Below are 13,488 nucleotides of genomic sequence, written 5' to 3' on the forward strand. Positions count from 1 at the left end.
AATTTAGCCGTTCTGCCCAATTCCTAAAACAGAAAATTCACTGAGCTTATCCGGCGCTTCCGTATGCATACTTCCAATGGCTTTAATTTGTCGTTTCGGCACTCAAGAAACGAGAGCCATTTTTGTAATAAAAGAGAGAGCCAATTGCAAAATTTATACGCAAAATTGGCCCTTTTTATAGAAGATGCTGGTAAATGGCTTTTTGTTTTTATTTTAATCAGATTGAATTTCTTTAGTTTTGTTCAGAGATTAACAACGCTTTTGTGCCTGTTTCCAAAGCTCTAAATATATGTTTTTGATCGGCTGGATAACAAATATAGTCTCCAACATCCAGCTCAACCGCTTCATCAATTAAACCCACCAAAGCTCGCCCTTCAACCACAATAATATGTTCTACCGAACCAACTGGATGTGGTTCTGAAAGTCGATCTTCGCCCGGTTCAACAATCAATAAATACACATCTCGGCGCGCATGGGGTGGACAGGTCGCCAACAAAATTGCTTTGTAATTAGCAATCTCCGAACTCACCGTTGGCCCATCGCCACAGCGAATGACTTGCACTTGATTGCTCGGTTCTTCCATCAGACGTGCAAATGGAATATTGAGTGCAACACAAAGTGCCCATAAGGTTTCAATACTTGGATTACCTTGCCCTGCCTCTAATTGAGAAAGTGTAGATTTGGCAACACCTGCACGGCGCGCAACCTCTGCCAATGAAAGCCCTGCTCTTTGGCGTTCACGCGTTAAACCTTTGGCAATAATTTCAATTGGCTGAGACATTCATTCTATCCGTTCTATAAAAAAAACGATCGTTCGTTTTGACAAAACAATCAGACTTATTCATTATAATAGAAAATCGTTCGTTATATCATGCCATGACTACATACGCTCTTATTAGAAAACTTAGTAAAGATACTACTCGCTCGATTTTCTTTGTGTGCCTAGCAACGAGTGTCGTTGGTATGTCCTTAGGTTCACTCGCCGCAAGTTATGGCTTAGCACTCTGGATCCCACTTTGCCTGTCCATATTTGTGCTCGCGGGAACTGCTGAATTTATTTTTGTTGGATTCTTGGCGGTAGGTGGTAGCCCGATTGCAGCTGCAATTGCAGGACTACTCGTCAATTTAAGACATCTACCTTTTGGCATTGCGGTCAATGAACTGATTCGAGGCAAATTCTCTCAATATTTTGGGTCTCATATCATGAACGATGAAAGCGTTCTGTTTGGTATGGCACAGCCTGATTTCGAAACCAAAAAGGCTGCTTACTGGCTATGTGGTATAGGCATCATGCTCAGTTGGCCACTCGGTGTCACTGCTGGTTATTTTATTGGGAGTGCTATTCCAGACCCTAAAACATTTGGCTTAGATGCGATTTTCCCAGCTATTTTAATTGCTCTTACTTTTTCTGCTTTAAAGAATAAGGTGACTCGAAAAGCTGCATTTGCCGGATCAACTTTAGCGTTGATAACCACACCCTTTTTAGCCGCAGGACTTCCAATCCTGATTTCACTTTTTGGCTTGATATGGGGTAGAAAAAAATGAGTCAACAGTTACTGATTATTGTAGGAATAGCTCTACTCGCACTGGGTACGTACAGTATCCGTTTTGCTGGTTTCCACTTAGGTGCCAAGTTTTCATTTTCTGAAAAATACCAAGTTTTACTCTCAAACGGCGCAACCGTTTTGCTCTGTGCCATTGCTGTGACCACTACATTTTTTGAAGGCCAACATTTCGCAGGTTTCGCACGTATATTTGGGGTGGGTTTGGCACTTTTCTTGGTTTGGAAAAAAGCCCCGCTTTTATTGGTGATTTGTCTGGCAGCGGCTGGCACAGCACTGGTACGTTTACTTGGAATTGAATAATAAAAAAGGCGAGATAAACTCGCCTTTTTTGAAACTTTAATTAGAACGGTAAGTCGTCGTCTAAATCAGCTGGTGCAGATGCTGGTTGTTGTGGCGCTTTAGGAGCGAAACCACCACCTTGTGGGCTATTGCCACCATTACCGAAACCGCCTTGGCCACCATAACCACCATTGTTTTGGCCGTAGCCACCACCTTGGTTGTTATTTTGATAGCCGCCACCTTGTTGAGGCGCGTTAAAACGTGGTTGGTTAAAATCATTACCGCCAGCAAAACCTTGTTCACCTTGTTGACGAGCATCTAACATTTGCATCTGGTCGCCACGGATTTCTGTAGTGTAACGTTCTTGACCATTTTGGTCTGTCCACTGACGTGTACGTAATGAACCTTCGATATAAACCTTAGAACCTTTACGTAAAAACTGCTGAGCAATTTCCCCTAAACGGTTATGCAAAACAATACGGTGCCATTCTGTTTGTTCTTTACGTTCACCTGTATTTTTATCGGTCCAAACTTCACTTGTTGCGATAGAAAACTGGGTCAACGAGCCCCCATTTGGAAAAGTTTTTGTTTCAGGATCACGACCCAAAGTACCAACCAAAATAACCTTATTTACACCACGCATTAGCTGTCTTCATCCTATACATTTCTATGTTTTACTTTATAAGAGTTATGCTTAAATGGCTACCTCTTTACCGAACAACTGCGTTAAATCACGTCGCGAAGCGTCATCAAGAGACTGTTTATCGACTTTAATATAAGCAACTTGCTGGTCAGGCATCACCACAACTTCTTCGATACCACGAATTGCCAATAGTTGTGTGGTCCACTCATTCACCTGTTGCACTTGCGGCAATGGCAGCACAATAGATGACAAATACCGCGGCTGAGCTAAACCAAAACTAATTAGCAGCCATATTATAGCAATCCCTGCTAAGACACTCCATCCAATCGCAGTATTATGTAACATCAATAATTGACCACCTAGTGTGCCACCAAAAAAAGCACCTAAGAACTGGCTACTGGCATTTACCCCCATAGCGGTGGCTTTCGACTGGATTGGAGCTGATTTTGACAGCCAAGAAGGTAATAAAGCCTCCATGACATTAAATGCAATAAAGAAAATACCTAAGCCTGCAAGCAAGACATATTTAGACTGATAACCAAATATCAGTAATAGTAAACCTGCGATAATGCCTGTAATGGCTGTTAAGAAAATGCCGCGCATTTTGCGATATTTTTCAGCGATGATAATGCTAGGAAATGCAAAAAACAGACTAATAACCAAAAGTGGCAAATACACCAAACCGTGGCTCGCCAAAGGAATGTGCGCAAACTCGATAAGCTGTGACGGCACATAAATAAACATGGCGGTCAGCAATAAATGCAATGCAAAAACCGAAACGTGTAAACGGTTTAAATCACCCATTTGAATAACTTGCTTAAGCTGTGCCATGTAGCCTTGCTGATAATTACGATGGTGACGAGTGACTTTAGGCACCAGCAATAACATCGCAATCGCAATCAAACCCATGATGGTTGTCACAAAGAACAAACCAGAAATACCTACAAGGCTTGTGAGCCAAGGCCCAAGACTAAAAGCGACCACAAAAGATAAGCCAATACTCATACCCATGGCAGCCATGGCTTTAGTACGCTGCTCTTCACGCGTCACATCGGCTAAAAGTGCCATAACTACTGCCGAAACTGCACCCGCCCCAGCGATAGCACGGCCAATAATCACGCCATAAATGGTGTCAGATAGTCCGGCAATTGCACCACCAATAGCAAAGAGCAATAGACCAAAGACCACAAGCGGTTTACGGCTAAAACGGTCAGCAAGTAAGCTAAATGGAATTTGTAAAATGGCCTGACTTAAACCATAAATACCTACAGCCAAACCAATGAGTGCTGGAGTCGCATATTGATATGACTGCCCAACTACAGAAAAGACAGGAATAATCATGAACAAGCCCAACATGCGTAGTGCAAAAATACTACTTAAGGCAAAAGTTGAGCGACGTTCCAAAGCATTCATCATATCAATACACGTTATAAAACTAAGTAAATTATAAGCCGATTCGTTTCTAAAAATACGGGACACCTTATTTAAAATAACGATTTGGGCTTAAAAAAATAAAGAGGCGTTTAGCCTCTTTAGTTTATCGAAGTTTGCTGAAAATTAGCTTAAGGCGACTGTTGCTCGCGCTTCGAATATTGAATTGAAGCGATAACCGCCCAAACAATGAACGCTACACCAATTAAACCTGTAACAACTTCCGGTACATGCACGCCTGTACCACTTGCAATCATAATGAATGCTAAAGCACCGATCGCATAATGCGCGCCATGTTCCAAGAACACATAGGCATCTAACGTACCTTTTTCTACAAGATAAACTGTCATTGAACGGACGAAAATAGCACCAATTGCAAGACCGAGCATAATCACGACAACGTCGCTAGTAATGGCAAATGCGCCAATTACGCCATCAAAACTAAATGATGCATCTAACACTTCAAGATATAAGAAACCACCTAAACCGGCTTTTACAACACCAGAAGCGGCGCCTGATCCATCTTGTAATACAGCATTACCATTTTCATCAATTTCAGGCTCACCACCTAACAAATGACTGAGCACTTCAACGCCAATATAAACCACAATGCCCCAAATACCGGCCATAGTTACAGCTAAACGTTGATGGTCATCGACATAACCTGCCATCACAATTAAGGCAATCAAAGCAAGAAATACAGACATTGCCGGTACGCTTGCCAAGCTTGCAAGTTTAGATTCAAGCCATCTAAACCAATGCGTTTCTTTTTCGTCATCAAAGAAAAAGTTTAAGAACACCAGTAATAGGAATGTTCCACCAAAAGCCGAAATTTCAGCGTGATGTGCCATTAAACGTTCAGAGTAGGTTTTCGGATCATTAAGTGCCATTTTGGCTACTTCAACCACACCCATATCAGCAGTCACTGCAACAATCACGACTGGGAAAATCAGACGCATACCAAAAACGGCGATTAAAATACCTACCGTTAAAAAGATCATTTTCCAGAACGGGTCCCAATTACGTAGAACCGATGCATTCACGACCGCATTGTCAAAAGATAAAGAAACTTCCATCACAGCTAAAATCGCGGTAATGGTTAAAGCTTTAAGCATGGTTGACACGCCCGCTTCAGGTCCATGGGTAAAACCCCAGTAAGCGGATAGTGCTAAACACACCACCGTAAAAAATATCGAAAATCGGAAATGCTTCATGGATCAGACCTATGCCAAGAACTAAATTTAATCTTTCTTAAAACCGCGGCTATTATATCGATAATTAACCACAAAACGATGTTGTTTTGTGCCGTTATTCACTTTACTTTATCTCACTGTTTAATAAAGAAATTTATAATATTTCATTAACTTATTAATCGTATTAAATATTTTCTTGCGATATATCTATCATTATTATTTTTGTATTTTAAAATTGATTTAAAATCGGGTTTAGCTGTCTTATTTTAAATGGAATGTTTTTATGCTTTTTTCTCAAGAACTCTGGCAACGTAATTTAAATTTATATCAAAAAATTCTCGACCTGCCTTTTAATCAGGAACTTGCTAACGGTACTTTAGATAAAGAAGCTTTTTGTCATTATGTTATTCAAGATGCTCAATATTTAGTGGCCTATGGCCGTGTGTTGGCTGTTGCAGCAGCTAAAGCTTTTGATGCTGACGATATTATGCAGTTTTCAGATGCAGCTAAAATTGCAATTGTGGTCGAGCGCAGTTTGCATGATGACTTTATGAAAAACTTTGGTGTCACCAAAGAAGAATTTAAAAATACCCCATTGACTTTGGCAGGCCATCACTACACTTCATTTTTGACAGCAACTGCTTGGTCTGAAAGCTACCCTGTTGTACTTGCTGCACTTTTACCTTGCTTCTGGATTTATGCCGAAGTCGGTAAAGACATTGTGAGTAAGTCTGTCCCGAACAATCCTTATCAGGCATGGATCGATACCTACGCAGGTGAAGAGTTCCATACAGCGGTTCGTAATGTGATTGCGACGGTAGATAAAGTTGCCGCACGTTGTGATGCAGATACTTTAGAGAAAATGCATGCAGCCTATACCATGGGTGCAAAACTTGAATGGTTATTTTGGGATAGTGCCTACCATCAAAGACAATGGTTAGGTTTAGATCAGATCTAAAATAAGATGAGTTCTGACCATTTAGTTCATTAAATGGTCAGTGTTTAATTTAACTTTGAAACAATTGCCAGCCGTAAATCAAACCTGCCGCAGCCACAACCCAGCATAGCGTTGCGACTCCTAAACAAGACCACATCGACATACGCGTTGCCAGCACATAAACAGCAGCTAAATAAATGGCATAAGGAATCAGTGACCATAGACCAAATAAAGCCGTTTTCTGTAATGCTTCGGCTCCTTTTTGCTGATAGACAATCACATGAGCAATTAAAGCGAAGGTAGGAAAAAGCGGGACTAAACCTGCAATATAAAATGCCTTACTTTTCGATAAAATCGAAATTATGAGGACAACCCCAGCCCCCAACATACACTTTAAAAATAACGCCCACATGCGCTGATCCTATCTGGTCATATCCATTTCAAAACGCTGTATTTTGCGCTTTTTAAAGAAAATTAACAGCGACTAAAGCAATCAATGCCGGAACCGCCTGAATATAAATAATCTTTTTACTGGCAGTCAGACCACCATAAATACCAGCAATCAGTACACAGCCTAAAAAGAAGTTGGCAATTGATGTTGCAAATGGTGCATCAGCCAATAAAGACCAAAATAAACCTGCTGCTAAGAAGCCATTATAAAGACCTTGGTTCTGTGCCATGACTTTGGTGAGTTTTGCTTTTTCGGCATTATTTCCAAAGGCTTTCATGCCATAAGGTTTGTCCCACAAAAACATCTCTAACACTAAAATATAAACATGTAATATCGCAATAAGCGCAATCAATATTTGTCCAATCATACAATTTTCCTTTTTATTTTAAAGACATGAAAAAAGATCAGCCTCTCGACTGATCTTTTAGTGTTTTACGGCTTTAACAACACTTTGCCTTGACGAGCACCTTGCGTTGCTCTTTGAGCGGCAGTTTTAATCTCATCAAAACTAAATACACCTTCTACAGGCAAGATTAATTTTTTCTGAGTCGCTAAAGTTAATAACTCAACAATGAGTTCTTTTTTCCGTTCGGCAGGCATTTCTTTATTAACCACACTCGCCCAGAAACCTTTTACTGTCGCTTGTTTGAAAATTAGATCACCCGATGAAATCTGCATGGTTTCGCCAGTCATACTACCGAACGAAACGAGCAGGCTATTTTCACTGAGTAAATTCAGCATTTCGCCACTTGCACTTCCACCAATCGAGTCCACACCGGCAATAAGAGGTTGGTCACCATGAATCTGTTTAACTTGCTCTTTCCAGTTCGGCTGATCAGTTGCCACAACATGTTGAATACCTAATGCTTGCATCTCGGCAATTGCATCACTACGGCGAACCAGATTAATCACAGGTAAACCACGTGCCTGTGCAATCATGGCAACTGTTTTACCGACTGCACCATTCGCCGTGTTTTGAATGAGCCATTGACCCGGTTGAACGTTAACAAAGTCGAGTAGCATGAGTGCACTAATTGGCATACCAATCAGTTGTGCTGCTGTTTCATCATCAATTTCATTATTGAGTGGAATAATACCTTGAGCAGGCGCAATAAAGTATTCAGCCCAACTGCCATGCACAGCCGCAACAGCAATACGTTGCCCTACCTGTACATGTTCAACACCTTCACCTAACGCATCTACAATACCAACTGCCTCACTGCCACCAATCGCAGGTAAGGTTGGTTTATAGCCATAACTTCCTCGTACTGTCCATACATCATGATTATGGATCGGAGACATGATGGTTTTAATACGCACTTCGCCTGCTTTTGGCTCAGGCTTTGGCATATCCGCCTGCTCTAAAACGTCTACAGGTTCGCCAAAATTACGATGGATAATACTTCGCATGCTTTATTCCTCTATCGGTTTTAAGAGTTGTTGGGTGGTTTCTAAGGCTAGATGTAGATGTGCTTTGTCTTGCGACAATTTTGTGAGTAAAGCAGCACCTAACCATAACTGATACATGACTTGCGCAGTTTTCAAAGGTTCAATATGTTTTGGAATTGATCCTTCTTGTTGCCCTTCTTTGAGTAGCAAAGCCAAACGTTGGGTTAGTTTGTGCACACCGTCATTTAGAATTTGGCGCATATCTTCTGACAAGTCCGAAACTTCGGCTGCCAATTTCACAATCAAGCAGTTTTCAGCCCAGCTACCATGTACCGGATCATCAATCCACGCTTGCCATAAAGCCATTAAACGGGCATGGGCACTTTGCTCACTGTGCTGCCAAAGCTGTTCCATACGGACTTTATAATTGGCCATGTATTGCTCGAGCAACGCACAGCCAAACGCCTCTTTTGAAGCAAAGTAGTGATAGAACGAACCTTTAGGTACGTCACAAGCCTTTAAAATTTCTTGCAAACCAACACCGACAAAACCTTTATGTAGTACCAGTTCAAAACTGGTATCTAGAATGTGTTGTCGTGTGGTTTCGCTTTTATTTAATCGTTTCATGCATTCATCATAAATAACTATTAGACCAGTCGTCTAGTAAAATTATGTTGCTGGTTAAAATTTGCTTAGAGTAGAAATGTAGAATGAGGAATGTTAAAAATACAACCTGCTTAATTAAACAAATTTTGTCGTTTGTCGTTTAACCGTCACAATTTGTCGCTTTAAATCATTTTATACCACTTGAACAATTTTAAATCGTTATCATATATAGGGTCTGTTGTTTATAACCAGTCACACCTCCCTGCGGCTGATCACTCAACACCTAAATTTTCATCAATACACAATTGAGATGTTTTATGAGCCAAAGTCATATCCGTATTCGAGGCGCACGCACCCATAACTTAAAAAATGTGTCACTCGATATTCCACGCGACAAATTTGTGGTAATTACGGGGCTATCAGGTTCAGGAAAATCTTCTCTTGCCTTTGATACCTTGTATGCCGAAGGACAGCGCCGTTACGTCGAATCACTTTCAGCGTATGCCCGCCAGTTCTTATCGCAAATGGAAAAACCTGAAGTTGACTCGATTGAAGGTTTATCGCCAGCCATTGCGATTGAGCAAAAGTCTACCAGTCATAACCCACGTTCAACGGTTGGTACGATTACCGAAATTTATGACTATTTACGTTTGCTTTATGCACGTGTCGGCACGCCCTACTGTCCTGAACACGACTTACCTATGGTTGCGCAAACTGTTTCTGAAATGGTCGATGCAGTAAAAAACCTTGAGGAAGGCACTGCACTCATGTTGCTTGCCCCTGTTGTTCGTGAGCGTAAAGGTGAATACAGCAACTTGTTCGAACAACTACAAGGTCAAGGTTTTGTTCGTGCCCGTGTTGATGGCGAAATCATTGATATTGATACGCCACCGGAACTCGACAAAAAGAAAAAACATACCATTGAAGTCGTTGTTGACCGCTTTAAAGTACGTGATGACTTAGGCAACCGTATTGCTGAATCATTTGAGACTGCACTACGTTTAGGTGGCGATATTGCAGTTTTATCGTGGATGAATGGCGAACACCCAGATCGTGTTTTTTCTGCAAAACACTCATGCCCTGAATGTGATCGCGCAGTCGCAGAGCTTGAGCCACGTTTATTTTCATTTAACAACCCGTTTGGTGCGTGCCCTGTCTGTGATGGCTTAGGTACACGTAGCCATTTCAGTCCTGAAAAACTCATTCCTAACCCTGAGCTGGCAATTAGTGAAGGTGCTATTCGTGGTTGGGATCGTCAACGTCCTTATTACTATTCAATGCTGCAAAAAGTTGCCGACCATTTTGGTTTTCAACTTGATACACCTTGGAATCAGTTAGATAAAGACACGCAAAAGAAATTCTTACAAGGTACTGGCAAAGAAAAAATCGATTTAAGTTATATCGATGAACGCGGCCGTAAACATACACGCGTGCAACCTTTTGAAGGAATTTTGCCACACCTTGAACGTCGCTATCGTGAAACTGAAAGTAACTATGTACGTGATGATTTAGCACAATATTTGTCTAATGCAGCTTGTGATGCATGTGGTGGTTCACGTCTCAATGAAATTTCACGTCATGTTCGTGTAAAAGATAAAACCATTGCCGACATTACCCGCATGTCGATTGGAGATGCCGAAAGTTACTATCAAGGTATAAACCTTGAAGGTGCCAAAGGTGAAATTGCAGATAAAATCTTTAAAGAGATTCGTGAGCGTTTGCACTTCTTAGTGAGTGTTGGCCTGAACTATTTAAGTCTGGCTCGCTCAGCCGAAACATTATCGGGTGGTGAAGCCCAGCGTATCCGTCTAGCTTCGCAAATTGGTGCAGGTTTGATGGGTGTCATGTACGTCCTTGATGAACCATCAATTGGTCTCCATCAACGTGATAATGACCGTTTATTACAAACGCTAATTCGCTTACGTGATTTGGGCAATACGGTATTAGTCGTGGAACACGATGAAGATGCAATCCGTGCAGCTGACCATATTATTGATATCGGCCCTGGTGCTGGCGTGCATGGTGGTGTTGTCATTGCTGAAGGTACGTATGATGAGCTGGCTAAACATGCCGACTCACTCACAGGTCAATATCTTTCAGGCAAACTCAAAATTGAAGTGCCAAAACAGCGAACTCAACCACCTAAACCTGAAGAAAAAATTAAACTTTCAGGTGCAGCGGGTCATAACTTAAAAAATGTCGATTTAACCATCCCACTTGGCATTATGACTTGTGTTACGGGTGTTTCAGGTTCAGGTAAATCAACACTGATTAACCGTACGTTACTTCCACTGGCTGCAACACAGCTCAACGGTGCAACAACCTTAACAGCTGAAAAGTTCGACTCGATTGATGGTCTACAACATCTGGACAAAGTCGTTGATATTGACCAAAGCCCAATTGGCCGTACACCGCGCTCTAACCCAGCGACCTATACGGGACTATTTACACCAATTCGTGAATTATTTGCTCAAACCCCAGAAGCGAAAGCGCGTGGTTATAGTGCGGGTCGCTTCTCGTTTAACGTAAAAGGCGGACGCTGTGAAGCCTGTGAAGGCGACGGCATGATTAAAGTCGCAATGCACTTCTTACCAGACATGTATGTACCTTGCGATGCTTGTCATGGTAAGCGCTATAACCGTGAAACACTTGAAGTCGGCTATAAAGGCAAAAACATTTCTGATGTTTTAGAAATGACGGTTGAAGATGCTGCTGAGTTCTTTAGTGCCATTCCAGTTATTTACCGTCGTTTAGAAACCTTAACTCAGGTAGGTCTAGGCTATATTCGTTTAGGTCAGGCGGCTACTACTTTATCTGGTGGTGAAGCACAGCGTGTCAAACTGGCTCGTGAGTTAGCGAAACGTGATACGGGTAAAACGCTTTATATCTTGGATGAACCAACAACAGGTCTGCATTTCCATGATATTGCCAAGTTACTCGATATTTTGCATGAGCTACGCAACAAGGGTAATACCATTGTGGTGATTGAACATAACCTTGATGTCATTAAAACAGCAGACTGGGTTGTCGACTTAGGTCCAGAAGGTGGTTCGGGCGGTGGTATGATCATTGCTGAAGGTACACCTGAACAAGTAGCCGAGGTTGAAATTTCTCATACTGGCCGCTTCTTGAAACCGATGTTGAAGTGATTTTCTACTCCTTTTCTTCTAATTTCATTCTTTAATGGATGAGGTTAGAAGAAAATGGATAATCAATTATTTAAAAAGTTTAAGTCTTTGTCATTAAATGATTTTCAATAATATCCTGCATATATCTTTTATTAAATTCTGATTCCTGACCAATTTTCTGTAGAACCCTTATAATTATTGAATCTATAGAATCATCTTCTCTGGTTATTAAATATAATCTTTTTAAATACTGTATCAGGCTATCATCCCCCTCTATAAAAAAAGGTTCCTTATAAATTTCTTCAGTCAAATATTTAAACCATTCATCAAATGAAAATTTTCGCAACAGATCCTTATCATTTTCACTCTCAAAATTACCCCACTTTAAAAAATAAGATGCAATATTACTTATAGTTTTTTCTTCAACATAATCTTTAGCTAAATCATCAATATACTCATAAAAAATATTACTTTCATATCCCCATAATTGCCGCTCTTTATTTGCTTGGGCAATCGCTCTTGTTAAGTCTGAGTGAATATAACTTATAATTCCTGCTTTAAATTTCTCAGCTTTCTCTTCGATTGGTAGATATTTACGTAGAATTTCATACATAAATGCAGAATTGCGAAATCCCTCTATTCCTAAATATTTAGGTTCTAAAGACGCAATATACTCTAGATCTTTTTCATTCAATTCCAAATTATGTCTTTTTTCAAAAATTCTCCAAATCTTATTACGTACATTTTGATTTTCCTCAGATATTAATTCTGAGTTAGCTAACTTACTCAATTCACTAAAGTTAATTACATCTCTCTGCTCGAACCATTTTTTAAATTCGATAAGCCACTCATCCTCACGATTGAATGAGTAAGATATATTTTGTAATTTTCCATAAATTTTTTTCTTTATAGGGCTCCAAGCTTCTCTCTCCTTTTCGGTAACATATTTACAATCATCCCAACTATATTCAAAGTTTGGAAAATCTTGAATTAAGTAACCTTGTAAAATCCGAATTAAGATAATTTCTTTTGTTGAATAGGCAATATCTTTTGTTAGCTCAGTAAGAAAGTGTCGAAATAATTTAATCACTTTTTGAAAAAAACGAAAATTATGAATTTCTAATTTTTCAGAAAAATCAATCATTAGGTTAATTAATTTCTCATCGATACCTTTAGTATTCTCCCGAATCAAAGGTTCAACAGAGTTTAAGATTATTGTCTCATCAACTAACTTCTCTTTGTAATCACCATATTTATTCTTATTTTCGGCCTCTGTTTTATCTTCATCTAAAATTAGAATAATTTGACAATTTTTTTCTAATTTTAGATAGTTTGCCAAGCCCATAACATCTTTAATATCTAGCTTATTAGACATACGTTCAAAGTCATCAAAGCAAATGATGGCATCTTTGACTTGTGCAAACATTAAACTATCAATCAACTTAACTGGCGCATTGATTCCTAATTGTGTAATACGAGTATCTTTAAAAATTGAAGGTAGACTTTTAATCCATTTAGGAATTTCTATTGATGAGTGATAACTTTCTATATTGCTATAAATTTGAGTTTTGAGATCGCTTAAAGATTCTAATCCAAAGAGTGATACATAAGCATATTTCCGATTGAATACATTATCTTTTTTATAAACTCGTTCATCAGATAATTGTTTATCTAAAAAATTTCTCCAAAAAAAAGTTTTACCAATGCCCCAAGATCCTGTAATTGCAATTACAGCACCAATTTTTTCATTCTTTATATTATTTTCTAATAATTCTTTTAATCTTTTTTCTTTATCTAATACATTCATAATTCAGTATATTTCAATCCAATAAACTCCTAATAAAACATAAATAATTTGATTTTTCA

13 protein-coding genes are annotated in these 13,488 nt (G+C 39.7%); 4 read left to right on the forward strand and 9 right to left on the reverse strand.

Annotated elements, in window-relative coordinates:
* Positions 1-232 precede the first annotated feature (232 nt).
* Entirely contained in the window at positions 233-781 is a 549-nt protein-coding gene (locus tag R5R67_RS03305) for a helix-turn-helix domain-containing protein (protein ID WP_000081856.1), read from the reverse strand.
* 68 nt (positions 782-849) lie between these two features.
* Here R5R67_RS03305 and R5R67_RS03310 point away from each other — a divergent pair, with 68 nt between their 5' ends.
* Complete coding sequence (locus tag R5R67_RS03310; RefSeq protein ID WP_025465277.1) at positions 850-1,545, forward strand: AzlC family ABC transporter permease; 696 nt, start codon at positions 850-852, stop codon at positions 1,543-1,545.
* On the forward strand, positions 1,542-1,865 hold the full coding sequence (locus tag R5R67_RS03315; RefSeq protein ID WP_000082714.1) for an AzlD domain-containing protein: 324 nt from the start codon (positions 1,542-1,544) through the stop codon (positions 1,863-1,865). The genes R5R67_RS03310 and R5R67_RS03315 overlap by 4 nt, the downstream gene beginning before the upstream one ends.
* 40 nt (positions 1,866-1,905) lie before the next feature.
* Here the strand turns inward: R5R67_RS03315 and ssb are convergent, their stop codons facing one another.
* The 3 genes from ssb to R5R67_RS03330 all read right to left on the reverse strand — a co-directional run bounded on the left by ssb (position 1,906) and on the right by R5R67_RS03330 (position 5,132).
* Complete coding sequence (gene ssb / locus R5R67_RS03320) at positions 1,906-2,487, reverse strand: single-stranded DNA-binding protein (protein WP_001215080.1); 582 nt, start codon at positions 2,485-2,487, stop codon at positions 1,906-1,908.
* A 51-nt stretch (positions 2,488-2,538) separates the two neighbouring features.
* Entirely contained in the window at positions 2,539-3,903 is a 1,365-nt protein-coding gene (locus R5R67_RS03325) for an MFS transporter (protein WP_000980460.1), read from the reverse strand.
* Between the two features lie 146 nt (positions 3,904-4,049).
* Positions 4,050-5,132: a DUF475 domain-containing protein gene (locus R5R67_RS03330; RefSeq protein ID WP_000680213.1), complete on the reverse strand. Its 1,083-nt coding sequence runs from the start codon at positions 5,130-5,132 to the stop codon at positions 4,050-4,052.
* A 262-nt stretch (positions 5,133-5,394) separates the two neighbouring features.
* Here R5R67_RS03330 and tenA point away from each other — a divergent pair, with 262 nt between their 5' ends.
* Positions 5,395-6,069, forward strand: coding sequence for a thiaminase II (tenA, locus tag R5R67_RS03335; RefSeq protein WP_000899418.1), 675 nt, complete (start codon positions 5,395-5,397; stop codon positions 6,067-6,069).
* Positions 6,070-6,118: 49 nt separating this feature from the next.
* On the opposite strand, the gene R5R67_RS03340 is transcribed toward tenA, so the two are convergent.
* The 4 genes from R5R67_RS03340 to R5R67_RS03355 all read right to left on the reverse strand — a co-directional run bounded on the left by R5R67_RS03340 (position 6,119) and on the right by R5R67_RS03355 (position 8,515).
* Entirely contained in the window at positions 6,119-6,460 is a 342-nt protein-coding gene (locus tag R5R67_RS03340) for a GlpM family protein (protein ID WP_000263329.1), read from the reverse strand.
* A 52-nt stretch (positions 6,461-6,512) separates the two neighbouring features.
* Positions 6,513-6,866: a DUF1304 domain-containing protein gene (locus R5R67_RS03345; protein ID WP_000580165.1), complete on the reverse strand. Its 354-nt coding sequence runs from the start codon at positions 6,864-6,866 to the stop codon at positions 6,513-6,515.
* 65 nt (positions 6,867-6,931) lie between these two features.
* Complete coding sequence (locus R5R67_RS03350; protein ID WP_001256579.1) at positions 6,932-7,909, reverse strand: zinc-binding dehydrogenase; 978 nt, start codon at positions 7,907-7,909, stop codon at positions 6,932-6,934.
* A gap of 3 nt (positions 7,910-7,912) precedes the next feature.
* Positions 7,913-8,515, reverse strand: coding sequence for a TetR/AcrR family transcriptional regulator (locus R5R67_RS03355; protein WP_000826320.1), 603 nt, complete (start codon positions 8,513-8,515; stop codon positions 7,913-7,915).
* 296 nt (positions 8,516-8,811) lie between these two features.
* On the opposite strand from R5R67_RS03355, the gene uvrA reads away from it, so the two are divergent.
* Entirely contained in the window at positions 8,812-11,643 is a 2,832-nt protein-coding gene (gene uvrA, locus R5R67_RS03360; protein WP_000083358.1) for an excinuclease ABC subunit UvrA, read from the forward strand.
* A gap of 79 nt (positions 11,644-11,722) precedes the next feature.
* On the opposite strand, the gene R5R67_RS03365 is transcribed toward uvrA, so the two are convergent.
* Positions 11,723-13,429, reverse strand: coding sequence for a hypothetical protein (locus R5R67_RS03365; RefSeq protein WP_001101472.1), 1,707 nt, complete (start codon positions 13,427-13,429; stop codon positions 11,723-11,725).
* Positions 13,430-13,488: the final 59 nt, after the last annotated feature.

The sequence above is a fragment of the Acinetobacter sp. OYA S30 genome, assembly GCF_033599315.1.
GTDB lineage: Bacteria > Pseudomonadota > Gammaproteobacteria > Pseudomonadales > Moraxellaceae > Acinetobacter > Acinetobacter baumannii.

Excerpts from the sequence above, each read along its gene's own strand:
- R5R67_RS03305 (WP_000081856.1), bottom strand. The coding sequence starts at position 781 with ATGTCTCAGCCAATTGAAATTATTGCCAAAGGTTTAACGCGTGAACGC.
- R5R67_RS03315 (WP_000082714.1), top strand. The coding sequence starts at position 1,542 with ATGAGTCAACAGTTACTGATTATTGTAGGAATAGCTCTACTCGCACTG.
- ssb (WP_001215080.1), bottom strand. The coding sequence starts at position 2,487 with ATGCGTGGTGTAAATAAGGTTATTTTGGTTGGTACTTTGGGTCGTGAT.
- R5R67_RS03325 (WP_000980460.1), bottom strand. The coding sequence starts at position 3,903 with ATGATGAATGCTTTGGAACGTCGCTCAACTTTTGCCTTAAGTAGTATT.
- R5R67_RS03330 (WP_000680213.1), bottom strand. The coding sequence starts at position 5,132 with ATGAAGCATTTCCGATTTTCGATATTTTTTACGGTGGTGTGTTTAGCA.
- tenA (WP_000899418.1), top strand. The coding sequence starts at position 5,395 with ATGCTTTTTTCTCAAGAACTCTGGCAACGTAATTTAAATTTATATCAA.
- R5R67_RS03340 (WP_000263329.1), bottom strand. The coding sequence starts at position 6,460 with ATGTGGGCGTTATTTTTAAAGTGTATGTTGGGGGCTGGGGTTGTCCTC.
- R5R67_RS03345 (WP_000580165.1), bottom strand. The coding sequence starts at position 6,866 with ATGATTGGACAAATATTGATTGCGCTTATTGCGATATTACATGTTTAT.
- R5R67_RS03350 (WP_001256579.1), bottom strand. The coding sequence starts at position 7,909 with ATGCGAAGTATTATCCATCGTAATTTTGGCGAACCTGTAGACGTTTTA.
- R5R67_RS03355 (WP_000826320.1), bottom strand. The coding sequence starts at position 8,515 with ATGAAACGATTAAATAAAAGCGAAACCACACGACAACACATTCTAGAT.
- uvrA (WP_000083358.1), top strand. The coding sequence starts at position 8,812 with ATGAGCCAAAGTCATATCCGTATTCGAGGCGCACGCACCCATAACTTA.
- R5R67_RS03365 (WP_001101472.1), bottom strand. The coding sequence starts at position 13,429 with ATGAATGTATTAGATAAAGAAAAAAGATTAAAAGAATTATTAGAAAAT.